At 69.6% G+C, this 23,727-nt stretch carries 26 protein-coding genes; 14 read left to right on the top strand and 12 right to left on the bottom strand.

Annotation, left to right across the window (positions count from 1 at the left end; genetic code table 11):
* Window positions 1-186: 186 nt before the first annotated feature.
* The 3 genes from ACFW3F_RS13285 to ACFW3F_RS13275 are packed head-to-tail and all read right to left on the bottom strand — an operon-like array spanning window position 187 to window position 2,737.
* Window positions 187-855, bottom strand: a complete 669-nt coding sequence (locus tag ACFW3F_RS13285) for a Maf family protein (RefSeq protein ID WP_388057983.1) — start codon at window positions 853-855, stop codon at window positions 187-189.
* Between the two features lie 2 nt (window positions 856-857).
* A complete protein-coding gene (locus ACFW3F_RS13280) occupies window positions 858-1,076 on the bottom strand; it encodes an acyl-CoA carboxylase subunit epsilon (protein WP_388057981.1) in 219 nt (72 codons plus the stop codon).
* A 32-nt stretch (window positions 1,077-1,108) separates the two neighbouring features.
* Window positions 1,109-2,737, bottom strand: a complete 1,629-nt coding sequence (locus tag ACFW3F_RS13275) for an acyl-CoA carboxylase subunit beta (protein ID WP_388057979.1) — start codon at window positions 2,735-2,737, stop codon at window positions 1,109-1,111.
* Window positions 2,738-2,895: 158 nt separating this feature from the next.
* Here ACFW3F_RS13275 and ACFW3F_RS13270 point away from each other — a divergent pair, with 158 nt between their 5' ends.
* Window positions 2,896-3,687, top strand: a complete 792-nt coding sequence (locus tag ACFW3F_RS13270) for a biotin--[acetyl-CoA-carboxylase] ligase (protein WP_388057977.1) — start codon at window positions 2,896-2,898, stop codon at window positions 3,685-3,687.
* Between the two features lie 74 nt (window positions 3,688-3,761).
* Here the strand turns inward: ACFW3F_RS13270 and ACFW3F_RS13265 are convergent, their stop codons facing one another.
* Window positions 3,762-4,394 (bottom strand): hypothetical protein, encoded by a 633-nt coding sequence (locus ACFW3F_RS13265; RefSeq protein WP_388057975.1) that lies wholly within the window; start codon window positions 4,392-4,394, stop codon window positions 3,762-3,764.
* 140 nt (window positions 4,395-4,534) lie between these two features.
* On the opposite strand from ACFW3F_RS13265, the gene ACFW3F_RS13260 reads away from it, so the two are divergent.
* From ACFW3F_RS13260 to ACFW3F_RS13250, 3 genes are read left to right on the top strand one after another with little or no spacing between them, the layout of a single operon-like run.
* Window positions 4,535-5,143, top strand: a complete 609-nt coding sequence (locus ACFW3F_RS13260) for a PH domain-containing protein (RefSeq protein WP_388057974.1) — start codon at window positions 4,535-4,537, stop codon at window positions 5,141-5,143.
* Window positions 5,140-5,814: a response regulator transcription factor gene (locus ACFW3F_RS13255; protein ID WP_004572230.1), complete on the top strand. Its 675-nt coding sequence runs from the start codon at window positions 5,140-5,142 to the stop codon at window positions 5,812-5,814. Before ACFW3F_RS13260 ends, ACFW3F_RS13255 begins: the two co-directional genes overlap by 4 nt.
* A 6-nt stretch (window positions 5,815-5,820) precedes the next feature.
* On the top strand, window positions 5,821-7,218 hold the full coding sequence (locus ACFW3F_RS13250; protein ID WP_388057972.1) for a sensor histidine kinase: 1,398 nt from the start codon (window positions 5,821-5,823) through the stop codon (window positions 7,216-7,218).
* Here ACFW3F_RS13250 and ACFW3F_RS13245 read toward each other — a convergent pair.
* Window positions 7,190-7,750 (bottom strand): GtrA family protein, encoded by a 561-nt coding sequence (locus ACFW3F_RS13245; RefSeq protein ID WP_388057970.1) that lies wholly within the window; start codon window positions 7,748-7,750, stop codon window positions 7,190-7,192. The two genes, ACFW3F_RS13250 and ACFW3F_RS13245, sit on opposite strands and share 29 nt — an antisense overlap.
* Window positions 7,751-7,827: 77 nt before the next feature.
* On the opposite strand from ACFW3F_RS13245, the gene ACFW3F_RS13240 reads away from it, so the two are divergent.
* Together ACFW3F_RS13240 and purE are read left to right on the top strand one after the other, a co-directional pair.
* Window positions 7,828-9,129: a 5-(carboxyamino)imidazole ribonucleotide synthase gene (locus ACFW3F_RS13240; protein ID WP_388057968.1), complete on the top strand. Its 1,302-nt coding sequence runs from the start codon at window positions 7,828-7,830 to the stop codon at window positions 9,127-9,129.
* On the top strand, window positions 9,126-9,638 hold the full coding sequence (gene purE / locus ACFW3F_RS13235; protein ID WP_055475043.1) for a 5-(carboxyamino)imidazole ribonucleotide mutase: 513 nt from the start codon (window positions 9,126-9,128) through the stop codon (window positions 9,636-9,638). Before ACFW3F_RS13240 ends, purE begins: the two co-directional genes overlap by 4 nt.
* 54 nt (window positions 9,639-9,692) lie before the next feature.
* On the opposite strand, the gene ACFW3F_RS13230 is transcribed toward purE, so the two are convergent.
* The 4 genes from ACFW3F_RS13230 to ACFW3F_RS13215 are packed head-to-tail and all read right to left on the bottom strand — an operon-like array spanning window position 9,693 to window position 13,328.
* Window positions 9,693-10,523 carry a dienelactone hydrolase family protein gene (locus ACFW3F_RS13230; RefSeq protein ID WP_388057966.1) on the bottom strand — a complete coding sequence of 277 codons (831 nt, stop codon included), beginning with the start codon at window positions 10,521-10,523 and terminating at the stop codon, window positions 9,693-9,695.
* 4 nt (window positions 10,524-10,527) lie between these two features.
* Entirely contained in the window at window positions 10,528-10,902 is a 375-nt protein-coding gene (locus ACFW3F_RS13225; protein WP_388057964.1) for a nitroreductase family deazaflavin-dependent oxidoreductase, read from the bottom strand.
* Window positions 10,903-10,941: 39 nt separating this feature from the next.
* Complete coding sequence (locus tag ACFW3F_RS13220; protein WP_388057962.1) at window positions 10,942-11,661, bottom strand: TIGR03089 family protein; 720 nt, start codon at window positions 11,659-11,661, stop codon at window positions 10,942-10,944.
* A complete protein-coding gene (locus ACFW3F_RS13215) occupies window positions 11,649-13,328 on the bottom strand; it encodes an LCP family protein (protein ID WP_388057997.1) in 1,680 nt (559 codons plus the stop codon). The genes ACFW3F_RS13220 and ACFW3F_RS13215 overlap by 13 nt, the downstream gene beginning before the upstream one ends.
* On the opposite strand from ACFW3F_RS13215, the gene ACFW3F_RS13210 reads away from it, so the two are divergent.
* From ACFW3F_RS13210 to ACFW3F_RS13195, 4 genes are all read left to right on the top strand, one after another.
* Complete coding sequence (locus ACFW3F_RS13210; protein WP_388057999.1) at window positions 13,254-13,673, top strand: hypothetical protein; 420 nt, start codon at window positions 13,254-13,256, stop codon at window positions 13,671-13,673. The genes ACFW3F_RS13215 and ACFW3F_RS13210 overlap by 75 nt on opposite strands.
* Window positions 13,674-13,910: 237 nt before the next feature.
* Complete coding sequence (gene rfbD, locus ACFW3F_RS13205) at window positions 13,911-14,861, top strand: dTDP-4-dehydrorhamnose reductase (RefSeq protein WP_388057995.1); 951 nt, start codon at window positions 13,911-13,913, stop codon at window positions 14,859-14,861.
* A gap of 5 nt (window positions 14,862-14,866) precedes the next feature.
* Window positions 14,867-15,745, top strand: coding sequence for a glycosyltransferase family 2 protein (locus ACFW3F_RS13200; RefSeq protein ID WP_388057960.1), 879 nt, complete (start codon window positions 14,867-14,869; stop codon window positions 15,743-15,745).
* A 44-nt stretch (window positions 15,746-15,789) separates the two neighbouring features.
* Window positions 15,790-16,923 carry a sugar phosphate nucleotidyltransferase gene (locus ACFW3F_RS13195; RefSeq protein WP_388057993.1) on the top strand — a complete coding sequence of 378 codons (1,134 nt, stop codon included), beginning with the start codon at window positions 15,790-15,792 and terminating at the stop codon, window positions 16,921-16,923.
* An 18-nt stretch (window positions 16,924-16,941) separates the two neighbouring features.
* Here ACFW3F_RS13195 and ACFW3F_RS13190 read toward each other — a convergent pair whose 3' ends face one another.
* Complete coding sequence (locus ACFW3F_RS13190; protein ID WP_388057958.1) at window positions 16,942-17,589, bottom strand: O-methyltransferase; 648 nt, start codon at window positions 17,587-17,589, stop codon at window positions 16,942-16,944.
* Window positions 17,590-17,878: 289 nt separating this feature from the next.
* Between ACFW3F_RS13190 and sigE the strand changes: the two genes are divergently transcribed.
* The 4 genes from sigE (at window position 17,879) to tatB (ending at window position 21,294) form a co-directional block, all read left to right on the top strand.
* Complete coding sequence (sigE, locus tag ACFW3F_RS13185; RefSeq protein WP_388057956.1) at window positions 17,879-18,499, top strand: RNA polymerase sigma factor SigE; 621 nt, start codon at window positions 17,879-17,881, stop codon at window positions 18,497-18,499.
* A gap of 260 nt (window positions 18,500-18,759) precedes the next feature.
* Window positions 18,760-19,290: a hypothetical protein gene (locus ACFW3F_RS13180; RefSeq protein WP_388057954.1), complete on the top strand. Its 531-nt coding sequence runs from the start codon at window positions 18,760-18,762 to the stop codon at window positions 19,288-19,290.
* Window positions 19,287-20,804, top strand: a complete 1,518-nt coding sequence (locus ACFW3F_RS13175; protein ID WP_388057952.1) for a S1C family serine protease — start codon at window positions 19,287-19,289, stop codon at window positions 20,802-20,804. Before ACFW3F_RS13180 ends, ACFW3F_RS13175 begins: the two co-directional genes overlap by 4 nt.
* A 31-nt stretch (window positions 20,805-20,835) precedes the next feature.
* Window positions 20,836-21,294: a Sec-independent protein translocase protein TatB gene (tatB, locus tag ACFW3F_RS13170; RefSeq protein WP_388057950.1), complete on the top strand. Its 459-nt coding sequence runs from the start codon at window positions 20,836-20,838 to the stop codon at window positions 21,292-21,294.
* Window positions 21,295-21,298: 4 nt separating this feature from the next.
* Here the strand turns inward: tatB and ACFW3F_RS13165 are convergent, their stop codons facing one another.
* Together ACFW3F_RS13165 and ACFW3F_RS13160 are read right to left on the bottom strand one after the other, a co-directional pair.
* Window positions 21,299-22,444 (bottom strand): Mrp/NBP35 family ATP-binding protein, encoded by a 1,146-nt coding sequence (locus tag ACFW3F_RS13165; RefSeq protein ID WP_388057948.1) that lies wholly within the window; start codon window positions 22,442-22,444, stop codon window positions 21,299-21,301.
* A 58-nt stretch (window positions 22,445-22,502) separates the two neighbouring features.
* Window positions 22,503-23,624 (bottom strand): lytic transglycosylase domain-containing protein, encoded by a 1,122-nt coding sequence (locus ACFW3F_RS13160; protein ID WP_388057946.1) that lies wholly within the window; start codon window positions 23,622-23,624, stop codon window positions 22,503-22,505.
* Between the last annotated feature and the right edge of the window lie 103 nt (window positions 23,625-23,727).

The following is a 23,727-nucleotide window of genomic DNA, read 5'->3' as shown; positions in this document are numbered from 1 at the left end:
AGCGAGCCACGAAGGGTCTCGCAACGTGTCTCACCAGGCCCTTCGTGGCTCGTCGTTTCGCTCCTCGCACCTCAGGGAGCAGGGGTTATGCGGTTCTTTCGGATTTGGGAGCAGGGGTGGGTCGGTACTTTCGGATCAGGGAGCCAGAGGGGAGGGGCGCGGTGCTCGCGCCCTACGGGAACAGGGTCAGGGTCCCCAGAAGTCGGTGACCGACAGCCCGACGTCGTGCAGGAGCGTTCGGACCAGCGGCAGGCCGATGCCGATGACCGACGACGGGTCACCCTCGATGCGCTCGACCAGCCAGCCGCCGAGGCCGTCCAACGTGAAGGCACCGGCGACCTGTAGCGGTTCACCACTGGCGACGTACCGCGCGATCACGTCGTCGTCGGCGTCGGCGAAATGGATCGTCGTGGAACTGGTCCCGCCGGCGGTGGCGGGGCGGTCCAGGCGGATCAGGTGATGGCCGGTCAGCAGGTCGGCGCTGCGGCCACGCATCTCCGACCACTGCGCGACCGCGCGTTCCGGGGTGTGTGGCTTACCGAGCAGCTGATCGCCCAGGTGGAGCATCGAATCGCAGCCGATGACCGCGACCGGCTTGCCCGAGCCGGCGAGTTCGGCGACCTCGGGTAGAGCAGCGACAGCCTCCGCCTTGGCCCGGGCCAGTTCGGCGACCACCACGTCGGCCGGCGTGGTGGTCGCGAGCTCGGCGAGGAGTGCGTCCTCGTCGACGTCCGACACTCGCACGACCGGCGCGACACCGGCGGCCCGCAAGATGCGAAGTCGGGCCGGGGAGGCCGACCCGAGGACGAAGATCGGGCCGGTCGGACCCGGCCCGATCTCGGATGCGCGTGTCACCGTCAGTAGCGCAGGTTGGTGTAGCTCCCCGGGCCGCCCCACTGCGGACGCAGCCGGTCGAGGGGATGACCCCAGTCGTCGCGGGTCTCGGGCTCTGCGGCGCCGCCACCCGAACCGGCACCGGCGAGGACGGTCACCAGCACGGCGAGGTCCTCGTCGGTCGGATTGCCGCCGACGACGGTCAGGAACGGACGCTCGGACTTCGTCGAGTCTTCGCTCACGGGATTCTCGCTCTCGGGACTGCCGGCTGATGTCACAGGGGGATGTTGCCGTGCTTCTTGGGCGGCAGGTTGACCATCTTGCGCTCGAGCAGCTTGAGCGCGGTGGCGATCTGGCCGCGGGTGTGACTCGGCGGGATCACCGCGTCGACGTATCCGCGGGCGGCCGCGACATACGGGTTGACGAGGGTGTCCTCGTACTCCTCCTGCAGCTGCAGGCGCAGCGCGTCGACGTCCTCGCCCTTGGCCGCCGCATCCTTGAGCTGGCTGCGGTAGACGAACCCGACCGCACCCGAGGCGCCCATGACGGCGATCTGAGCGGTCGGCCAGGCCAGGTTCACGTCGGCACCCATGTGCTTGGAGCCCATGACGTCGTACGCGCCGCCGTAGGCCTTACGGGTGATGACGGTGATCTTGCCGACCGTCGCCTCGCCGTAGGCGTAGAGCAGCTTGGCGCCGCGGCGGATGATGCCGCGGTACTCCTGGTCGGTGCCCGGGAGGAAGCCCGGGACGTCGACGAGGGTGACGATCGGAATGTTGAAGGCGTCGCAGGTCCGGACGAAGCGTGCGGCCTTCTCCGAGGCGTCGATGTCGAGGCAGCCGGCGAACTGGGTCGGCTGGTTGGCGACGATGCCGACGCTGCGGCCGTCGACGCGTCCGTAGCCGATGATGATGTTGGTCGCGTACTCGGCCTGCACCTCGAGGAACTCGTCGTCGTCGAGGATGCGACGGATGACCTCGTGCATGTCGTAGGGCTGATTCGGCGAATCCGGGATCAGCGTGTCGAGCTCGAGGTCCTCCTCGGTGAGGGTGTCCTCGATGGAACCGGCGGCCGGCTGTGCGACGGGCAGTCGCGGTGCGTCGGCGCGGTTGTTGCTCGGCAGGTAGCCGAGGAGTTCCTTGACGTACTCGAGGGCGTCCTCCTCGTCGGAGGCGACGTAGTGGGCGGTGCCCGACTTCGACATGTGCGTGTGTGCGCCGCCGAGCTCCTCCATCGTCACCTCTTCGCCGGTGACCGTCTTGATCACGTCCGGGCCGGTGATGAACATCTGGCTGGTCTGGTCGACCATGACCACGAAGTCGGTGAGGGCGGGGGAGTACACGTGCCCGCCGGCCGCGGCACCGAGGATCAGCGAGATCTGCGGGATCACGCCGGATGCGCGCACGTTGCGGTGGAAGATCTCGCCGTACAGACCGAGCGAGACCACGCCCTCCTGGATACGGGCGCCGGCGCCGTCGTTGATGCCGATCAGCGGCCGGCCGGTCTTGATCGCGAGATCCATGACCTTGACGATCTTCTCGCCGTAGACCTCGCCGAGGCTGCCGCCGAAGACCGTGGAGTCCTGCGAGAAGACGCAGACCTCGCGGCCGTCGATGGTGCCGTACCCCGAGACGACGCCGTCGCCGAGCGGACGGCGCTCCGCGAGTCCGAAGTTGGTGCTGCGGTGCCGCGCGAGGGCGTCGAGCTCCACGAATGATCCCTCGTCGAGCAGATGTGTGATGCGCTCCCGCGCGGTCAGCTTGCCCTTGGCGTGTGTCTTCTCGACGGCGGCCTCACCCACCGGATGCTTCGTCTCCTCGAGACGATTGCGCAGATCGGCGAGCTTTCCCGCCGTGGTGTGGATGTCGGGAGCGGCGGCGTCGTCGCGAGAAGCAGTGGTCATGACTGACGATGCTAACTACCCGGGTGTGAGCCACGTCAACCGGATCAACGTGAGATATCCCTCAGGTTTCCGAGCGATCGGTCGGTGCGGTGCCCCCGGGTCGTCGAAACAGGCGGTACCCGACCGTTCCACGGCGACGGACAGTAGGTTCGTTGTCCATGAGCCTCGACGCAGATCTGCTCCGTACCCGTCTGGCCGGCACACGCTGGCACCGGATCGAGGTGGTCGAGGCGACCGGCTCGACCAACGCCGACCTCGTGTCGCGTGCCGCCACCGAATCGGTCGGGGGCACCGTGCGGATCACCACCGACCAGACCGCCGGACGCGGGCGTCACGCCCGGACCTGGACGGCACCCGCCGGCACGCAACTGGCCATGTCGGCCGCCCTCGATGTCGCCGACCACACCGAGGACCTGGGCTGGCTGTCGCTGCTGGCCGGACTCGCCGCGGTGCAGGGGGTCGACGACGCGATGGGACTGCGTCCGACGCTCAAGTGGCCCAACGACGTCCTGATCGACGGCAAGAAGGTCGCGGGCATCCTCTCGGAATACACCCGCACCGACCACGGTCCCGCCGGACCGGGCGGTGTCGCGGTGATCGGCACCGGACTCAACACCACCATGGGCGAGGACCAGCTGCCGGTCCCGACCGCCACCTCACTGCGACTCGCCACCGGCGGCGACGTGCCGCTGACCGAACTCGCCGCGTCGTACCTGCGGGCGCTCTCGGAACTGCTCGACCTGTGGCCGCACGACCTGGACGGGCTGGCGGCGCGGTATCGCGACAACAGCGACACCATCGGTCGTCGCGTCCGGCTGGTGCTACCCGGGGATCGCGAAGTCGTCGGCACCGCAACCGGTGTCGACTCCTCCGGCCGGCTCGTCGTCGACGCCGATGGTCAGCAGGTGGTGGCCGCAGCGGGCGACGTCACCCATCTGCGGCCGGAGTGACTTCGACTCGGCTCGTCGACCTCGACGCGCTCCTTCGTCGCTTGCTCGGCCCGGCGGCTGCGCTCCTCGACGGCTCAGCCGGCGGTGCGCTGCAGGCTCTTGCCGGCCATCGCCGGGATGATCGTCAGTGACGGTAGGCCGATCACCAGGTGCACGATCGCCGTCTCGATGCCCACCGAGATCTGGTTGTAGGTGAGGATGGGGATCAGCACGGCGGCGACGAGCAGCAGGCCGACGATCCATCGGTAGAACTGATCGGGCGACGGCGTGATCAGATGCAGGACGTACCAGAGGGCACCGGCGGCGAGGGCGCACAGGAAGCCGACGACCCCGAACCAGAGTTCGCTGGCGGCGACCGGATTCCAGACGCCGAGCTTGCCCGACTCGTTCACCTTCTCGACGAATGCGGAGATGATCCAGGCCACGAGCCATGCGGCGAGGCCGGTGACCACACCGGTCATCACCACGCCGCCGGCGAAGGTGACGGGGTTGATGTCGGGGCCACGGCGTGGCTTCACCGGCCGGCCCCTGTCGTATCCGGGCTGGTCGTATCCGCCCTGCCCGTATCCGCCCTGGCCCGCGTACGGGTCGGCCGCGTAGGGATCGCGCGCGTACGGGTCGTTCTGACTGCTGTAGGCGCGTGACTCGGGGGTGTAGCCGGACTCGTAGCGCGCGGTCCGCGGGTCACGGGGATCCTGGTAGCTCATGGCGTTCTCCTCGCCGACCGTTCGTCGAAGCCGATGGTCGGATCTGGTGTCGGGGCCCTGGCATGCTCACTGCACGAGGACGGCAGGCGGTCCTGTGGTTGGCAGTCTACTGCGGCACCCAGGCGTTTATGCTGAGCCGCATGGCCTATCCGCGGGAGAACCTGGCGCCGGGAGAGCGTGTCGTCCTCCACCGGCATCCGCACTGGAAGTGCTTGCTGGGTCCGTTCCTGCTGTTCGGGCTCGTGACGGCCGCCGCGGGAGTGTTGATCGGCGTCATCACCTCGTCGGCGCTGCGGTCCACACCGCAGACCGTCCTACTCATCGTCGTCGCGGTGGTCTGGGCTGCTGGGTTCTGCTGGTATTTCGTGCGCCCGTTGTTGGCCTGGAAGACAACACATTTCGTGCTCACCGACCGGCGGGTGATGTTCCGCAACGGGATCGTCACCCGGTCGGGCATCGACATCCCGATCCGTCGGATCAACACCGTCGAGTTCCGGCACGGCCTCGTCGACCGGATGCTGCGCACCGGCACGCTGGTCATCGAGTCGGCGTCCGACGAACCGCTGTCCTTCGACGACATCCCGCAGGTCGAGCGGGTGCACGCGCTGCTCTACCACGAGGTGCTCGACGTCCACGACGACGAGGATCATCCGCCGGACGGACGCCGACGCGACTCGTACGACCAGTCCGTCACCGGTAGCGGTCACCCCGGGGACCGGTCCGAACACGGCGGGGGCCGCGACCGATGACCACCGTGCTGCTCGCCGAGGACGACGCCGCGATCGCCGAACCGCTCGCGCGGGCGCTGTCGCGGGAGGGATACGGCTGCGAGGTCGTCTCGACCGGGGCCGACGCCCTCGAGAAAGCCCTCGACACCCGCTACGAACTGCTCATCCTCGATCTCGGCCTGCCGGTACTCGACGGCCTCGAGGTGTGCCGCCGGGTACGCGCCCAACGTCCGGCGCTCGCCGTCCTGATGCTGACCGCGCGCACCGACGAGGTGGACTTCGTCGTCGGACTCGATGCCGGTGCCGACGACTACGTCGGCAAACCGTTCCGGTTGGCCGAACTGCTGGCCCGGGTGCGCGCCCTGCTGCGGCGTCGCCAGCCCGGCGACGTGGTGCTCGAGGGTGGTGCCCTGCGCCTGGACGCGCGGGCGCGCCGGGTTCTGGTGAACGGACACGACCTCACCCTCGCGAACCGCGAGTTCGACCTCCTGCGCTTCCTCATGGAACGCGCCGGCGAGGTGGTGACCCGCGAGGAGATCCTCACCGAGGTGTGGGGCTCGGCCGACCTTCGGTCGTCGAAGACGCTCGACATGCACATCTCCTGGTTGCGCCGCAAGATCGGCGACGACCGCCACGATCGTCCCCGCCACATCGTGACCGTGCGCGGAGTCGGTTTCCGGTTCGACCCGTAGTCCGCCATGCGCCGCCGCCTGCTCACGACCATGATCGCCGTCCTGCTGGCGGTCGGTGGCCTGCTGGGCATCCCGTTGAGCGTCGTCGCGTGGTGGTGGGTGGCCGACAACGCCCACCAGGACCTCGACAACCGGCTCAAGGTCATCGCCGATCAGCTGATCCGGCAGGAGGGGGCCGACGGCCGGATCCCGCCGGAGGCGCTCGACCGCGAGGCCTTCCAGCTGCTCCTGCCGCCGAACGGTCGCCTGACCGTCACCTTTCCCGACCTGTCCGGGTCCGAGCAGCGCACCGTCGTGGGTGCCGAGATCGGCGGTTCCCGACTCTCGGAGTCGATAGCCCTGGGTGCCGCGGGGACACTGACCCTCTCGATACCCCGGGACGAGGTGCGCAACGACCAGTTCACCGCGGCCTCGATCGTGGCCATCATCGTCGTCGCGTCCGTCATCGGCGGCACGCTGGTCGCGGCGGTCACCGCGGGGCGGATCGTCGACCCCCTCACCGATCTCGCGAACCGGGCCGCGACCATGGGCCGGGGCGACTTCCGCACGCAGTGGAAGATGTACGGCATCACCGAACTCGACCGCGTCTCGCGGGCGCTGGCCGACGCGAACGCCGAACTCGCGCTGCGCCTCGAACGTGAGCGGGAGGTCGCCGGGGACGCCTCGCACCAACTGCGCAGTCGCCTCACCGCGATCCAGCTGCGTCTGGAGGAGTTGACCCTCCACGATGATCCCGCCGTGGTCACCGAGGCCGAAGCCGCGCTCGATCAGGTCGAGCGGCTCGCCACCGAACTCGACGACCTGGTCGAGGCGTCCCGCGCCGACGAGCCCGCCCCGGAATTCGTCGACATGTCGGGCATGCTCACCACCCTGGTCGGCGACTTCCGGCAAGCCTTCGAGGCTCGCGGTCGCGAGCTGGTCGCCGCCTTCGACGGTGTGCCCCACGCGCTGACGTCGAACCCGGGCCGGCTCCGGGAGGCGGTCAGCGTGCTCGTCGACAACGCCTTGCAGCACGGCCGCGGGACCTGCCGGATCCACGTGGGCACCCTGCCCGCGGGCGACCTCGTGCGCATCACCGTGGCGGACGAGGGTGACGGGGTCGCCGACGAGATCGCCGCCCACATCTTCCGCCGGGGCTTCTCGGCCGGGCACCGCCCCGGTGCGGGCCGGAGCGGTGTCGGACTCTCACTGGCCCGGGCACTGATCGAATCCGACGGGGGCCGGCTGGAACTCACCGTCCGTCGGCCGCCGGTGTTCGCGATCGTCGTGCCCGCCCGGCTGGTCACCGGACGCGAGCGGCTCGGCACCGACCGCGGCGACACCGAACTCGCCGACGACATCGACGAGAAAACCGGGAGATCACCGAAGCCCGGTGTCAGGCGTGACCGAGTTCCTCATCGTTGAGTTCGGCGAGCGAGGGATGCAGGTCGGTGGACCCGGCGTCGCCGCCGCGCAGTTGCTCCTCGGGGAACGCGAACTTCCGCAACGCCCAGAACCGGAACGCCATCTGCATGAGATTGCCGATGATGTAGCCGAGCACGAAGTCGATGACCACGATCTCGGACACGCTCAGGTTGGAGCGCATGTCGAAGACGTTGTTCGCGACGAACAGCGGCGCTGCCTGCAGGATCACGCCGATGCCGCTGATGGCGAAGAACAGCATCGCCTCGTGGTGCCGCTCCCGGCCGCCGCGGTTCTTGAACGCCCACTCGCGGTTGAGGATGTAGCTCAGGATCGTGGCCAGCACGCCGGCGATGACCTTGGCGATCACCGGCTTCGTCTCGAGGACCGTGAGGCTCAGGCTGTAGAAGATCGCCATGTCGAAGACGAAGGTGGTTCCGCCCACCATCGCGAACTTGATCAGTTCGTGGTGCCGCATCACGAGCCGACGGACCGGCGCGGGAAGGCGGGCGATCATCTCGTCGATCAATGGCACAAGATCCGAGTGTACGAAACAGAACTGCCGGGTCACCTGCCGGGCGGTTGTGCGAATGACGCCGCCCACATGCCACGATGGTTCGCGTGAATCCACGCGAGCAGGTCGGCGGCGCCGTGTCCCCGTCGTCCCAGGTGCCGCCGGTCCCCGAGTCCGGGCGCACGGACGGCCGGTCCTCGGGGATGCCGACCGTCACGATGATCGGCGGCGGCCAGCTCGCACGGATGACCCACCAGGCCGCCATCGCCCTCGGTCAGTGCCTGCGGGTCCTCGCCGCCTCCGAGTCCGATCCGGCGGCTCGGATCAGCGCTGACGTCGTCCTGGGGTCGCATGACGAACTCGACGATCTGCGCCGCGCTGCGGCCGGGTCCGTCGCCCTGACCTTCGACCACGAAGGCGTCCCACTGGCTCATCTCCGCGCGCTCGAGGCCGAGGGCGTCGCCGTGCTCCCGCCGTCGAAGGCATTGCACTTCGCGCAGGACAAGCTCGCGATGCGTGTCCGGCTGGCCGAGCTGGGCCTGCCCGTGCCCGATTTCGCCGACCTGTCCGGGGAGCGCGCCGCCGCCCGGTCGCGGCTGATCGAGTTCGGCGAGGCCAACGACTGGGCCATCGTCGTGAAGGCGGTGCGCGGTGGCTACGACGGGCGCGGCGTGTGGCTCGTCGACGGAGCGCAGGAGGCACTCGCGGTCTTCGACGACTATCCCGAGGACGCGCCGGCCCTGCTCGCCGAACAGAAGGTGCCGATGCGGCGGGAGTTGTCGGCGATGATCGCCCGGTCGCCGTTCGGCCAGGGTGGTGCGTGGCCAGTGGTCGAGACCATCCAGCGTCACGGCCAGTGCGCGGTCGTCCTGGCCCCGGCGCCCGGGCTCGACGACGAGGTCGCCGCACGCGCGCAGCAGATGGCCCTGCGACTGGCCGACGAACTCGGTGTGGTCGGCGTGATGGCGATGGAACTCTTCGAGACCGTCGACGGCGAACTGGTCGTCAACGAGCTCGCGATGCGCCCGCACAACAGCGGCCACTGGACGATGGACGGGGCGGTGACCTCCCAGTTCGAGCAGCACCTGCGCGCGGTCCTCGACTATCCGCTCGGGAGCACCGCGCCGACCGCGCCGCTCACGGTGATGGCCAACATCCTGGGGGCATCGGAGGCCCCGGCGATGTCGATGGACGAGCGGTTGCACCACCTGATGGCCCGGATGCCCGAGGCCAAGGTGCACCTGTATGGCAAGGGTGAGCGACCCGATCGCAAGATCGGGCATGTGAACATCGTGGGGCGCGAAGGGGATTCGCCGGAATCGGTACGTGAACGTGCCGAGCGGGCGGCCCAGTGGATGTCGCGGGCGACGTGGACCGACGGATGGGATGAACATTCATGAGTGAGACGCACGGCCCCCGGGTGGGCCTGATCATGGGCAGCGATTCGGACTGGCCGACGATGAAGGCGGCTGCCGAGGCGCTCGCCGAGTTCGACGTGCCGTTCCAGGTGGGTGTCGTCTCGGCGCATCGCACACCGCAGCGCATGCTCGACTACGCGGCCGGTGCCGCCGGTCACGGTATCGAGGTGATCATCGCGGGAGCCGGTGGCGCAGCTCATCTTCCGGGAATGGTCGCCTCCGCCACGCCGTTGCCGGTGATCGGCGTGCCGGTACCGCTGCGGCACCTCGACGGACTGGATTCGCTGCTGTCGATAGTGCAGATGCCCGCGGGTGTGCCGGTCGCGACTGTCTCGGTCGGTGGGGCCCGCAACGCCGGATTGCTCGCGGTCCGCATTCTCGCGGCCGCCGACGCCGACCTGCGTGCCCGGATGGTCGAGTTCCAGCAGGGACTCGAGCAGATGGTTCTCGACAAGGATGCGGCGCTGCAGCAGGAACTGCTGGGAGAGTAGGGCTCTCGCCTCGGTCAGGTCGTCAGGTCAGATCAGGTCGACGGTCAGGTCAGGTCAGGTTGTCGGCTGCAGGCCGAGTTTCTCGGTGAAGAAGGCGATGACCCGGTCGTAGGCCTCCCGCGTGGGCTGGCCGGGTTCGTCCCGCAGGTCCTCGGTGAGCACCGAATGTGGCCGGGGCAGCATCGAATCCGGGTTCGCGGACTCGTCCGGGAGTTCGATGCCGATGAAGGCGTCGCCGAGAATCTCGCGCAGGTAGGCGAATCGGGCCTCGGGCACGAGGCGGTCGCCACGGAACCGGAGTCCCATCACCTCCAGGCCGCGTGCGCATCGTGCCTGTACCAGAGCGAGATCCGACTCGCTCACGTCGATGGCGCGTGCGCGTCCCGGCAGCACCGCGAACGGCAGTGAGGGCTGAGACAGCACCGGTGCCAGCATTCGGTCGTCGGTGGCCATCGCCAGCGCGAACCCGCCGGTGAAACACATCCCGACCGCGCCGACCCCGGGGCCGCCACACCGGTCGTGTTCGCGCGCGGCCAGCGCTCGCAACCACGATGCGACCGGTGACGTCTTACCGGTGGCCAGAATGGTGAACTCGCGGGTGACGCAGGCCCGGGCGATGGTGCCCAGCATGTTGGTCGCCGAACCGAGGGCGCCGAGGTTGTCCGGCCGGGGGTCGCGACCGTCGACGCCGAACAACGACGGCAGCACCGCCGTTGCCCCGGCTCCGGCGACTCGGCGGGCGACGTCGGCCACCTTGGGGCCGATTCCCGGCATCTCGGCGATGACGATGACCGCCGGGCCGCTACCGAGTCGGTGGACGCGGCGGGTGGTCCCGCACAGGGTCACGTCCTCGGCGTCGAAGTCCTCGAGGGGGTCGTCGGCCATGAGATCACACCGGCTGCAGGGTGCCGAGGAGCGCGGACTCGAACAGCCGCGCCGGGATGCGCGCACCACGTGCGATGTCCGGCGAGTCCGACGGCACCACCCGCGGACCCGTGACCCGGTAGTGCTGGTTCTTCCGGATCAGACCGAAGTGGCCCGCGGCCTGCACATTGCGGACCCAGTCGGTGTGACGTCCATAGGTGAGGATGATCGTGAGCCGGTCCCCGTCGACCCACGCGAGTACCGGGATGGAGTAGTGCTCGCCGGACTTGCGGCCGACGTGCTCGACCATCGCGTACGGCGCCAGCCGGGGTGCCCACTGTCGCTGGATGGGGTTCGTCACTCGCTTGTTGAGCCGGGCCACCGCGCGGGGGATTCGCATGTCCCCACTGTGCCCGATCGGCGGCGTGCCCGCCGGGGTTCACGAGAGGACGAGCGTGGCCTTCTCCATCTCGGCGATCGCCGCGACCCGTTCCGGCGAAGCCGCCGAGACGTGAACGAGGCTGCCGCCCACCAAGAACGGCGTCAGGAGATGGGCGATGACCCGATCGGCCGTAGGCCACGGCCGGGTGGACACCACACGGGTGCCCGGTCCGATCCCGTCGCGTTCCGCGATCGCCCGAGCGTCGTCGAGCACCTCGCCGATGGGGGTGCCCTCCAGGGTGGCCGACGCCGGGTGGCGGGACGAGTACTGATCACCGTGGACGCGCACGACGCTGCCGTAGTCGCCGACGCCGGGCGGTAGATCGCGAAGCGGCAACGCGAACGGATCCAACGAGGCGACCACGACCTCTTCGACGTCCGGGTGACCGTCGAGACGATCCCGGCTGGTGAACAGGACCATCGCGTCGTCGGTGGTGTCGAAATGCACCTCGGCGCCCGCCCAGAGCGCTCCCAGCAGGATTCCGGCCGTCTGCCAGTGCTCCGGGAGGTCGACCGCGACGACGTCGCCCGCCACGACGCCGATCTCGTCGACCAGGTAGTTGGCGGTCTTCGCCGCCCAGTTGCCGAGCGTCGCCCCCGACAGCTCGGTGCGTTCGCCGGTCGAGTCGTCGTAGAAGGTCAGCAGCGGACGCGAATGGTCGGCGACCGCGGCGAAGACCGCGTCGGTGATCGTCTTCGGCTCGTTCAGTTCACGCACATCGGCCCCTCGTTGCCCGCGGTGATCGGCGGACGCTTGTTGCCGACGCGCTCGCTCGCCGGGGTGTTGTCGGTCTGGTCGCCGGTGTCGCTGATCGAGCCGGGTCCGGCGTAGGTGTTGGTGAGGACCACCTTGAGCTGATCGTCGCCGAGGGCGGGATCGGCCTTGATCTCGGCACCTCCCAGATCCTTGGCGAGAAGCCGTGCGGCGTCGTTGTTCTCCTTGGCGTACACGATCGAGTCCTTGGTGTCGGCCTTGCCGCTCGACGTGGCGCCACCCCGGAAACCCTTGTTGGTGAGGATGTTCGCCACATTCGATGCGAGACCGTCGATGGTTCCCGCGTTGACCACGTCGACCTTGTAGTCGCCGCGCTGGACACCCTGCGACTCCTTCGGTGTGAGCAGGTCGCCGGTGAAGGTCTGGACCTCGCGCGGGTTCACCTCCACGACGCTCTGCTGACCGTCCTCACTCCAGCCCTGCTCGGTCACGATCGGGATGGTCGCGAACTTGACCCGGCCGCCGCTGAGATCCTTGAACTGCTCGGCGAACCGGATGATGTCCCAGTCGTCGTCGATGACCACCGACCGCGACACCGCGTTCTGCAGCTCCGACAGCTTGCCCGGGTCGGTCAGGGTTTTCGCGGAGATGATCTTCTGTGTCAGTGACGCCATGAACGCCTGCTGGCGGGTGATCCGGTCGAGGTCCCCGCGCGGGAGCCCGTGACGCTGCCGCACGAAGCTGAGCGCCTTGGGGCCGTCGAGTGTCTGACGTCCGGCGCGGAACCGCGCGCCGGTGAACGGATCCCGGACCGCGTCGTTCAGGCAGACGTCGATCCCGCCCGCCGCGTTCGTCAGCAGCACGAAGCCGAGCAGACCCACCTCCGCGTAATGGTCGACCTGCACACCGGTCAGGTTGGCGACGGTGTCCACCAACGCTTTCCGGCCTGCCAGTGTGCCCTCGGACTCGGCCTCACCCTCGGACTTGCCCTCGCCGACCGCCTGGGCGCGGACGGTTTCGCGAGTCGTGCCGTAGGCGGCGTTGATCTTGCTCATCCCGATTCCGGGCACGTCGACATACGAGTCACGCGGGATCGAGATCGCGGTCGCCGACGAGCCGTCGTCGGGGATGCGGATGAGCAGGATGGTGTCGGTGTTGGTCGCGATCTCGTTCCCCGAGCGCAGGAGTCGGAGTTCCTCCGGGGACAGCGGATTGCCCTTCGCATCGGTCCGGGAGTCGGTGCCGACGAGGAGGATGTCGACGGCGCCGTCCTCGGCGCCACCGAGGTCGAGCCCGCCGAGCTGGGTGATGCGGGTCTGCAGGTCCGACATGGTGTTCCACGCGTACCCGGTACAGAGCAGCACCGCGACGGAGGCGACGGCGATGAGTGCACGACCCCATCCCGCGCCCGGAGCCCAACCGCCCGCACGCGGACTGTCGTCGGGCGGAGTGGCCGGTGGAGGGGGTGGTGGTGCCGGCTTTGCCGGCTTACGGCGGGCGCCGGTCTTCGGGCCGGCGGGCTCCCTGGCGTCTGCCGGCTGGGCGCGGGGCTTCCGGTCGCCCGTCTTCTTCTTCGCGGCCGGGGCCGGGCGGGTGTGGATTTCGCCGGAGGACCGTCGGACCGGTCGCGGTTCACCGGGGCGACGCGGGCGGGTCGGCGCCGGTTCCACGGCCTCCGGCGCGGCACGGCGGTCACCGGATGTCCGGCGGCCCGGATCGCGCGGGTCGGCGGCCCGGCGCCGTGGGTCGCGGGGATCGGCGGCACGACGTCGCGGGTCCGGTGGGGGCTGGCGACGCGCGCGGGGTGGCGGAGGGCCCTGGTCACCTGGGTACTGAGCGGCACCGCGAGGGGCGCCGCGGCCGTCGGGTCCACCGTCGTGTGGGGGCCGGGCGGGGCGTCGACGGGCACCGGGCTCGGGGGCGCGTCGATCACCGGGCATCGGCTGACGCCCGTCCGGACCCGGCCGTGCCGGACGGCGCGACTGCGAGCGCCGGCGCGGGCCGTCGGATGGTGAATCCACTGGTGAGCGGTCCCTTTCGAGGTCGAGACATCGTGTCCGACGGCGACGTTGGTACGGGTTACGCCTGAGGGTGTCGATGCTGATGTGCAAGGCGGGTCAGCTGTTGTGTGCTGTCGTCAGGCTACTGAAGTGATTCGGAAATTCGAGAACGCAACGCCGGGCGGGCGAGTAGCCGTCGTCACGTGTGCCGGTGCGCGCGTCGCCGGGTGGGCACCGTCGATCTCCGGCACGATGGTGCCCATGCGTGTCACTCCCAGCGGCCCCACCGTGTACATCGTCGGCGCCGGCGGTCAGCTCGGGACCGCATTGCAAGCGAGATCGGAGGGGGTGTGCGACGCCGTGGTGCGCCCGCTCACCTCGGCCGACATCGACATCACCGACCCGACCTCCGTGGCCGCCGCCCTCGGGGACCTCGGCCCTGACGATGTCGTGGTGAACTGTGCGGCCTATACCGACGTGGACGGGGCCGAGGCCGACGCGGAGGGCGCGCGCCGGGTCAACACCGCCGGGCCCGAGGTCCTCGCCGCCCGGACGGCCGACGCCGGGGCGTGGCTGATCCACGTGTCGACCGACTACGTGTTCCCGGGGACTTCCGAGGAGGGCTCCCGCCCGGCCGACTGCGACGGATACGAGCCCGATGACGTGAGCGGTACTCCGGCCACCGTTTACGGCCGGACCAAACTCGACGGCGAACGCGCGGCCCTGTCCGTCGACCCGCGAGCGACCATCGTCCGGACGGCGTGGGTGTACACGGGCGGACCCGAGAGTCGCGACTTCGTCGGCACCATGCGGCGCCTCGAGCAGTCGCGCGAGACGGTGTCGGTCGTCGACGACCAGCTCGGTTCGCCCACCTACTCGCACGACCTCGCCGACGGGCTGTGGGAACTGGTCGCAGCCGGGAGACGCCCGCAGGTCGGTGGCTCGGTCCTGCACGCGACGAATGCGGGCCGTGCGACCTGGTTCGAGGTGGCCCGAGGGGTCTTCGAGGAGATCGGGGCGCAGCCCGACCGGGTTCTGGCCACGACGACAGCCGATTTCCCGCGCCCGGCACCGCGGCCGGCCTACTCGGTGCTGTCCGGGCACTCCTGGGAGGCAGCGGGGCTCACCCCGCTCCGGCCGTGGCGACACGCGCTGCACGCGGCGATCGCCGCGTCGGACGCCGGCGCCCGTTCGTTACCCTGAGCGGCGTGCCTGTTCAGCCAGCCGTGGTGACGGTGACCTATTTCTCCGGCGATCACCTCGCGACCTTCCTGCGTAGCCTCGACGCCGTCACCGACGTCATGCCACAGGTCGTCATCGCCGACAACGGTTCCGAAGACGGAGCGCCCGAACGGGCCGAGCAGGAGTACGACACCGTCACGCTCGTCCGGACCGGCGGCAACATCGGCTACGGCGGCGCTATGAACCGCGGCGTCGCCGAGATCGACCCCGACGTCGAGTTCATCCTCATCTCCAATCCGGATGTCGAGTGGAAGCCCGGCGCCATCGACGAGCTGATGGCCGCCGCGCAGCGCTGGCCGCGTGCGGGCTCGCTCGGTCCGCTGATCCGCGAACCCGACGGGTCGGTCTACCCGTCGGCACGCCGCGTCCCCGACCTCGTGTCGGGCACCGGACACGCGATCCTCGGCACCGTCTGGAAGTCCAACCCGTGGACGGCGGCGTACCGCGCCGACGACGAGACACCGTCGGAACGTCCGGTGGGGTGGCTCTCGGGCTCCTGCCTGCTGGTGCGGCGGGAGGCCTTCGACGCCATCGGCGGATTCGACGCCCGCTACTTCATGTACATGGAGGACGTGGACCTCGGCGATCGCCTCGGCAAGGCCGGCTGGCAGAACATCTACGTGCCGACTGCAGAGGTCGTACACACCAAGGGGCACAGTGCAGGTCGGCATCCGGAGAAGATGCTGCCCGCCCACCACCGCAGTGCCTACCGGTTCCAGGCAGACCGCAACCCCGGCCCGTGGCGCGCACCACTGCGCCTGGCCCTGCGCGTCGGGCTGGGCGTGCGATCCCGACTGGCAGTCCGGGCGGCGCGCCGCGCGTCGGCGAGCGAAAACGCCCGATGAGTGCTGAAGTGAAGAGCATTCACCTCGAGGAAGGAACCGATCCAGTGGACAACTACACCGTGCGTGAGTCGGTGGAAAGACAGTCCGTGGGGGGATCGGACGACATCAGGGAGGACGTCGAGGCCGTCATCCTCGTCGGCGGCAAGGGAACCCGCCTGCGTCCGCTCACCCTGTCGGCGCCCAAGCCGATGTTGCCGACCGCAGGCCTGCCGTTTCTCACCCATCTGCTGTCGCGCATCCGCGCGGCGGGGATTCGCGACATCGTGCTGAGTACCTCGTTCAAGGCCGAGGTCTTCAGCGAGTACTACGGCGACGGTTCGAAACTGGGCCTGCGGATGCGCTACGTCACCGAGGACGAGCCGCTGGGCACCGGTGGCGGTATCCGCAACGTGCTCGACGAACTGACGGCGAGCACGGTCGTGGTGTTCAACGGTGACGTCCTCGGCGGCACCGACGTCGGCGACGTCATCGACAGTCATCGCGCCGCCGATGCCGACGTCACGATTCATCTCGTGCGCGTCAGCGACCCGCGCGCCTTCGGCTGCGTACCGACCGACGGCGACGGTCGGGTCACCGCCTTCCTGGAGAAGACGCAGGACCCGCCGACCGACCAGATCAACGCCGGCACATACGTCTTCAAGCGCGAGATCATCGAGTCCATCCCATCCGGGCTGCCGGTCTCGGTCGAGCGCGAGGTCTTCCCCCGACTGCTCACCGAGGGCAAACACGTCCATGCGCACGTCGATCACGCCTACTGGCGGGACATGGGTACACCCGAGGACTTCGTCCGCGGCTCGGCGGACCTCGTGCGCGGGATCGCGCCGTCCCCGGCACTGGGTGACCGGCGCGGTGAATCCCTCGTCCACGAGGGTGCGGGCGTGGGCCCGGGTGCCCTGCTCATCGGTGGCACCGTGGTCGGCCGCGGCGCCGAGATCGGCCCGCGGGCCCGCCTCGACGGTGCGGTCGTCTTCGACGGCGCCGTGATCGAGGCCGGAGCTGTGGTGGAACGGTCGATCATCGGCTTCGGTGCCCGCATCGGGCCCCGCGCCCTGATCCGGGACACCGTCATCGGCGACGGCGCCGACATCGGCGCGCGGTGCGAGCTGCTACGCGGCGCCCGGGTGTGGCCGGGTATCGAGATCCCCGACAACGGGGTTCGGTTCTCGACCGACGTCTAGCGTCACGGACCGCCCGACTCAGCGGATCTTCGCGGCGGCGAGCACTCCCGGTCCGAGCGGGATGACGACAGGCAGCAACTGCTCGTCGTCGGCGATCAGCAGGGCCGCCTCGCGGGCGGCCGCCGTCGGTGGTTCGGTACGTGCCGGATCACCGACCGTGCCGTCCGCGGTGGCGTTGTGGACGACGACCACACCGCCCGGCCGCAGCATGCGGACCGCCTCGCCGACGAATCGGGGCTGATCGAGGAGAGGTCCGTCGACGAAGACCAGATCGTAGGACGCGTCGGACAATCGCGGCAGGACCTCGACGGGGGTGCCGTTGATGAGTCGTGTGCGGCCGGGCGCGATGTCGGCACCGGCGAACGACGCGCGGGCGGCCCGGTGATGCTCGGGCTCGGGGTCGATGGTGGTCAGCACACCGTCGGCCGACATGCCGTTGAGCAGCCACAGGCCGCTCACGCCGGTACCGGTCCCGATCTCGACGACGTTGCGCGCATCGGCCGCGCGGGCCAGTAGCGCGAGCAGCGCGCCGACCGCGGGGGAGACCGGCGTCGCGCCGAGTTCTTCGGCGCGGGCGCGGGCGGCGATGACGGCCTCGTCCTCGACGATGGCCGACTCGGCGTAGGCGATCAGGTCGGGGCGCGCGGACGGCGTTGACTCGGTCACGCGTCGAGGTTAGTCCCAGCCCGCGGGGGAACCGGATGCGGCACGCCAGACCTGCGCGAATCCGGACGCCGCCAGATCGCTGATGCATCCTCAGGCAACACTCAGGCGTCTCATACGGCGGGCACACTCCGATAGGAGAGGGTTAGGGCTGTTCCGGTTGGGACAGTTCCCGGGAGGTCGGTGTGAACCCCCGGCAGTTCGGGAATACCCAACCGGGGTCATCCGTTCGATTTCGGTGAGTGCTTGGGTCACCGGGCCGTGTTCACCAGAGAGGAACCGACCACCCACCATGACCGATCTCCGCGATCCCGTCGACGCCGTGCCCGCCGTTCCGGCGGGCACCGCAGGTTTCGACGCCACCGGCGACGAACTGCTCATGCCGTCCTGGGACGACCTGGTCCGCGAGCACGCCGACCGCGTCTACCGACTGGCCTACCGCCTGTCGGGGAACCAGCACGACGCCGAGGACCTCACGCAGGAGACCTTCATCCGCGTCTTCCGGTCGCTGTCGAACTACCGCCCCGGAACCTTCGAGGGGTGGCTGCACCGCATCACCACCAACCTCTTCCTGGACATGGTCCGCCGCCGCAGCAAGATCCGCATGGAGGCGCTGCCCGAGGAGTACGACCGCGTGCCGGCAGACACCCCCGATCCGCAACAGATCTTCGACGCGACCAATCTGGATCCCGATCTGCAGCGCGCCCTGGACTCGCTGGCGCCCGACTTCCGCGCGGCCGTGGTGCTGTGCGACATCGAAGGTCTGTCCTACGAGGAGATCTCCGCGACGCTCGGCGTCAAGCTGGGCACGGTTCGCAGCCGTATCCACCGCGGCCGGCAGAGCATCCGCGACGCCCTGGCGGCCCAGGGACACACCAGCAGCCGCTCGGTGGCGATCGGCTCGCGCGCCTGACCTCCCGTGTCGCCGCCGGTGACGGTGTGGCGCATCCCGGGAACCCTTCTCCGCCGAGCTTCGTTGTGGGTCTCGGATAAGCTGAGACGTTGTGTCACGGCGCGTGACGCGACCGATGTCCGTGGTTCGCCGGACACCGCGCGTTCGGCGGACGGCATCGGATGCCGTCGATCGGTACCGTGGCAGAAGAGCAGCAGGGCCCAGTGGCAACACAGGATTTCATCGTGCGGCGGTTTCGTCGTGGAGAGGGGTGAACGACGATGATGGACGGTGATCGCGGGCGTCCGACCGGGGGTGGCGGTGTCGAACCACCTACTCCCAACCTCCGTCGCCGGCGGTCCGCCTGGACCCCCGCCAGGTGGAATCCGAACACCTGGAGCCCGGCTCCGTCGTCGTTCCTCCCCAATCGGGGCTATCGCGCGCCCGGTACGGCCGGTGGACGCGGTTTCGCACCCACCGAGCACCTGGCGCCCGAGGCGGTCGCGGCGTTCGTGGACGGTGAGCTCGGAATGTCCGCGCATGCGCGGGCCGCTCACCACCTCGCCCTGTGCCCCGAGTGCGTCGCCGCCGTCGAGGCACAGTCTCTCGCCCGCACCCGACTCCGCGAGTCCGGTCGGGTCTCCATCCCCGACTCACTCCTCGGTCAGCTCTCCCAGATCCCCACGCGTGAGATCGACCTGACCTCCGAGCGGCCCCGCCCGGCCGGGTTCGGGCCGACCGTGTCGCCGGACGCGCCGACCGACGGCATCCCCGCCGTTCGCGGTCGAGCCTTCCGCCGCCGGGGCCGGTGAACGTGGCCGACGATGCCGGAACACCGCGCCCGGCCGACGACGCGTTCGCCCGTCGCGCCGAGCCGCCCGAGTCGCAGCGACTGACGCCGTCGAGGTCTCGACACTCACCCGTGTCGCCCTCGACCGCACAGGTGTTCGGCCGCCCGTCCGGAGTACGCGGCTCGTTCGCCACGTCCGCCGACAACCGGACGCCCGAGCCACAGGTGGCCGCCCCGGACCCGGTACTCGCCGAGGCCTTCGGCCGCCCGGCGGGATCGACCGACACCCTGCAGCGGGATCCGCTCGCGACATACGGGCAGACCGAACAGCCCACGACGCCGGACGATCCGTGGCGTGACCCCGAAAGCCTGGCCCGCCTGGACGCGCCCGCGCTGGCGTCCGGGTCGTCGGACACCCCCACCGAGGCCGGCCCCAAGCTCGGCGTCCGCGACATCCTGCTCGGCAACCGCCTGAGCTGGGTCGCCCTCGCGACGCTGACGGTGATCGCGTTGCTCATCGGTCTCGTCGGCGGGTTGATGGGCCGGTACACCGCGGAGGTTGCCGCGCCGCTCACCAGCGACACCGTCGAGTTGTCCACCGAGGACACGGGCGGCGACACCGGCCCCCGGTCGTCCGTGGCCGAGGTCGCCCAGGCCGTGGAGAAATCCGTTGTCGCCATCGACGTCCGCGCCGCGGGCGCCTATGCCACCGGATCGGGATTCGTCATCGACAAAGAGGGTTACATCCTCACCAACAATCACGTGATCTCGATGGCTGCCAACGACAAGAGCGCCAAACTCGAGGTCGTCTTCTTCGACCGCCAGCGCGTCCCGGCGCGCATCGTCGGGCGCGACCCCAAGACCGATCTTGCGGTGCTGAAGGTCGACAACGTCGAGAACCCGACGGTGTCGGTTCTCGGCAGCTCGGGCGACCTGCAGATCGGCGAGGAGGTCGTCGCCTTCGGATCGCCGCTCGGACTCAACCGAACCGTGACCAGCGGCATCGTCAGCGCGACGGATAGAGCCGTCGCCCTCACCCCCGACGCGGAATCCGACACCGACGCGGTGATCGACGCCATCCAGACCGACGCCGCCATCAACCCGGGCAACTCCGGTGGGCCGTTGGTCAACGCCGAGGCCCAGGTGGTCGGGATCAACACCGCGGGACGCCTCGGCGCCGGAGGCGGCAACATCGGGCTCGGTTTCGCCATCCCGATCGACGAGGCCAGGCCGATCGCGGAGGCGCTGATCCGCGACGGCCGGGTCAATCACCCACAGATCGGTGTCAACGCGAGTTCGGTGCGCAACGAGCGTGTGCTCGGCGCGCAGGTGCGCAACGTCGTGGCCGGTAGTCCCGCCGAACGCGCGGGCGTCCGGGAGAACGACGTGATCACGTCGTTCAACAATCGCCCCATCGAGAGCGCCGACGAGTTGAATGTCGCGATCCGCACCGCGGACATCGGCGAGGCGGTCCCGTTCCAGTACTGGCGGGCCGGCCGTACGTTCAGCGGTACCATCACTCCCGCGAGCGACTAAGCACACCACCGCACAGGTCAGGACGAGGTACATGTTCAGCAGCATCGGATGGGGCGAGATCGCGATCCTGGTGGTAGCCGCACTCGTCATCCTCGGTCCCGAACGTCTTCCCGGTGCAGTGTCCTGGACGATGCAATCGGTCAAGAAGGTCCGCGACTACGCGACGGGCGCGAGCAATCAGCTGAAGGACGAACTCGGCCCCGAGTTCGACGACCTGCGCAAGCCGCTCGCCGATCTCAACGAGTTGCGGGGTATGACGCCGCGGTCCATCGTCACGAAACACCTTCTCGACGGCGATGATTCGCTGTTCCGCCTGAACGAGAGCGCCACGACCGTCGATCGGAACACCACTCCGGCGGCGCCCGAGATCAAGCCAGTCTCGGCGCCGTTGTCGTTCGACAAGCCCGACACCTCTGCGAGTCCCACCACGCCCGATCGGACCCCGCGCTCCGGGTCACGGCCCGCCGCGGCCGACTGGGATGCGACCTGACGCCTCAGGAATTCCGGATGGTGTCGAGTCCCAGACTCATCCCGGCCAGCCCACGCTTGCGCGCCGCGAGCTTGCCGGCGATCGCGCGTAGTGCAGAGCCCGACGCCGACTCCGGCGCCGACAGCACCACCGGCACACCGGCATCGCCACCCTCACGCAACGCGGTCTCGAGCGGCACCTGACCGAGTAGGTCGACCTGCGAGCCCACAGCACGCGTGAGGCGTTGTGCCACCTGCTCGCCACCGCCGGACCCGAAGGGTTCCATCCGGCTGCCGTCGGGCAGTTCCAGCCACGACATGTTCTCGACGACACCGAGGATCTTCTGGCGCGTCTGCAGGGCGATGGCCCCGGCTCGCTCGGCGACCTCGGCAGCGGCCTGCTGCGGTGTCGTCACAACCAGGATCTCCGCGCCCGGGATGAGCTGGGCGATGGAGATGGCGACGTCGCCGGTGCCCGGCGGCAGGTCGAGGAGCAACACGTCGAGGTCGCCCCAGTACACGTCCACGAGGAACTGCTGGAGAGCTCGGTGCAGCATCGGGCCGCGCCAGGTCACCGGTGTGTTGCCATCGGTGAACTGTCCGATGGAGATGAAGCGGACCCCATGGTTCATCGGCGGCATGATCATGCGCTCGACCTGGGTGGGTTTGGCGTCGCTGCCGAGCATGCGCGGAACCGAGTGGCCGTAGATGTCGGCGTCGAGGACACCGACGGTGAGCCCCCGCTCGGCGAGGGCCGTGGCCAGGTTCACGGTCACGCTCGACTTGCCGACGCCACCCTTCCCGGACGCGACCGCGTACACGCGGGTCAGCGACCCGGGCTGCGCGAACGGGATGACCGGTTCGGCCTTGTCGCCACGCAGCTTCTTGCGGAGCTCGGTGCGCTGCTCGTCGTCCATCACGTCGAGTTCGACGCGGATGGCACCGACCCCTGGGACATCGGCCACGGCCGTCTCCACGCGTTGAGAGATCTCGGTGCGCATCGGACAGCCCGATGTCGTGAGGTACACGCCGACATCGACACTCGCGTCGTCGTTGATGGTGACCGACTTGACCATTCCGATGTCGGTGATCGGCTTGCCGATCTCGGGATCCTTGACCTTGCCCAGAGCGGCGCGAACTGCCGATTCCGTGGGCGCGACTCCTGTTGTCATCTGATCCAGACTACCGGCGGCGCTCAGGAGTCCCGGCGGAGGTCCTCCGGTCGCGGTGTCAGCGAACCGGAACGGGGGTACTCGCCGCGCCGGGTCGGTTCGGGCCGGCATTGCCCGCCGGTGCCTGCTTGGTGGCCGGAGCGTCCTTCTTGGTCGGCGGGGGCGCGGGCTGACCGGGGAACAGCGGCGGGATCGACGGCAGACAGACGATGATGCACGGCGGCGGCGGGGCACTGGGCCGGCGCGAGGTGGAGGACGACGACGAGGACGACCCGGACTCCGGCGTGCTCGGCTTGCTGGACTTGCTCGAACTGCTCGACGGCTTGCGCTTCATCTCCGGGATGGGGTTCGTCGGCATCACGCCCGTCGCGTAGGCCCCGGCCCAGCCGAGCACGTTCGCCACGTACTCCATCGAGCGGTTGTATCGCAGCACCGCCGACACGCGCGTGCGCTCGTTCATGATGTCGGTGACACCGGCGCACAGGTACCGGCCCGCCGAGTAGGTGGCGTCGAAGATGTTGTTCGGGTCGGGTTTCCCGTCGCCGTTGGCGTCGGAACCCCAGGCGGCCCAGGTGCTGGGGATGAACTGCATCGGACCCATCGCGCGGTCGTGGCCGGCGTCGCCGTCGATGCGTCCGCCGTCGGTGTCCTTGATGACCGCGTTCCCGGCCAGGGACCCGTCCAGGACCGGACCGGCGATCGGATTGATCGTCGTGCCGTACTGATCGACCGAGCCGTTGCTCGCGTGGTTGGACTCGATCCGTCCGATGCCGGCCAGCAGGAACCAGGGGAGCTTGCACTGCGGGCTCTCGGCGGCGACGCGGTTGGCGGCCAGCTTGTAGGCCTGCAGAACCACGCCGGGGATTCCCAGCGGGCCCGACGGGAGGTCGTTCGCGAGCCGGAACTGTGGTGCCGGCAGCGCGCTCGCGGGCTTCTCCGGCGGTGGTGCGAAGCCGAGTAGTGCGACCGGAGAACCGGCGACGACCTCGGCCACCACCGTGGGGGCGACCGTCCCGGTTACAGGCGTGGCGACGGTGCCACCGGATGCGCTCGACGTCGCGGTCCCCAGGACCAGCGCACCGACCAGGCCGCCACCCACGGCAAGCGTCGCTGCTCGTCGTGGGAAGGCGGACGGACGGCGCGGGCCGCGGCGACGACGGACGATGTCGAAGGGCCTCATCGACGGCTCCGGTCGCGCGGCACGACCCCATGACGAGGTCCGGTCATGTTCACTCCGTTGTCAGCACACACATCTGCCCCCGAGAACGCGGCGATCACCACCT

Source organism: Gordonia sp. NPDC058843, from assembly GCF_042743165.1.
In the GTDB taxonomy this organism is placed as follows: domain Bacteria; phylum Actinomycetota; class Actinomycetes; order Mycobacteriales; family Mycobacteriaceae; genus Gordonia.
The sequence above is the reverse complement of the archived record's forward strand: the minus strand, read 5'-3'. Positions and strand labels throughout refer to the sequence as shown.

Excerpts from the sequence above, each read along its gene's own strand:
- ACFW3F_RS13275 (WP_388057979.1), bottom strand. The coding sequence starts at position 2,737 with ATGACCACTGCTTCTCGCGACGACGCCGCCGCTCCCGACATCCACACC.
- ACFW3F_RS13270 (WP_388057977.1), top strand. The coding sequence starts at position 2,896 with ATGAGCCTCGACGCAGATCTGCTCCGTACCCGTCTGGCCGGCACACGC.
- ACFW3F_RS13265 (WP_388057975.1), bottom strand. The coding sequence starts at position 4,394 with ATGAGCTACCAGGATCCCCGTGACCCGCGGACCGCGCGCTACGAGTCC.
- ACFW3F_RS13260 (WP_388057974.1), top strand. The coding sequence starts at position 4,535 with ATGGCCTATCCGCGGGAGAACCTGGCGCCGGGAGAGCGTGTCGTCCTC.
- ACFW3F_RS13255 (WP_004572230.1), top strand. The coding sequence starts at position 5,140 with ATGACCACCGTGCTGCTCGCCGAGGACGACGCCGCGATCGCCGAACCG.
- ACFW3F_RS13250 (WP_388057972.1), top strand. The coding sequence starts at position 5,821 with ATGCGCCGCCGCCTGCTCACGACCATGATCGCCGTCCTGCTGGCGGTC.
- ACFW3F_RS13240 (WP_388057968.1), top strand. The coding sequence starts at position 7,828 with ATGGTTCGCGTGAATCCACGCGAGCAGGTCGGCGGCGCCGTGTCCCCG.
- purE (WP_055475043.1), top strand. The coding sequence starts at position 9,126 with ATGAGTGAGACGCACGGCCCCCGGGTGGGCCTGATCATGGGCAGCGAT.
- ACFW3F_RS13230 (WP_388057966.1), bottom strand. The coding sequence starts at position 10,523 with ATGGCCGACGACCCCCTCGAGGACTTCGACGCCGAGGACGTGACCCTG.
- ACFW3F_RS13225 (WP_388057964.1), bottom strand. The coding sequence starts at position 10,902 with ATGCGAATCCCCCGCGCGGTGGCCCGGCTCAACAAGCGAGTGACGAAC.
- rfbD (WP_388057995.1), top strand. The coding sequence starts at position 13,911 with ATGGTGCCCATGCGTGTCACTCCCAGCGGCCCCACCGTGTACATCGTC.
- sigE (WP_388057956.1), top strand. The coding sequence starts at position 17,879 with ATGACCGATCTCCGCGATCCCGTCGACGCCGTGCCCGCCGTTCCGGCG.
- ACFW3F_RS13180 (WP_388057954.1), top strand. The coding sequence starts at position 18,760 with ATGATGGACGGTGATCGCGGGCGTCCGACCGGGGGTGGCGGTGTCGAA.
- tatB (WP_388057950.1), top strand. The coding sequence starts at position 20,836 with ATGTTCAGCAGCATCGGATGGGGCGAGATCGCGATCCTGGTGGTAGCC.
- ACFW3F_RS13165 (WP_388057948.1), bottom strand. The coding sequence starts at position 22,444 with ATGACAACAGGAGTCGCGCCCACGGAATCGGCAGTTCGCGCCGCTCTG.
- ACFW3F_RS13160 (WP_388057946.1), bottom strand. The coding sequence starts at position 23,624 with ATGAGGCCCTTCGACATCGTCCGTCGTCGCCGCGGCCCGCGCCGTCCG.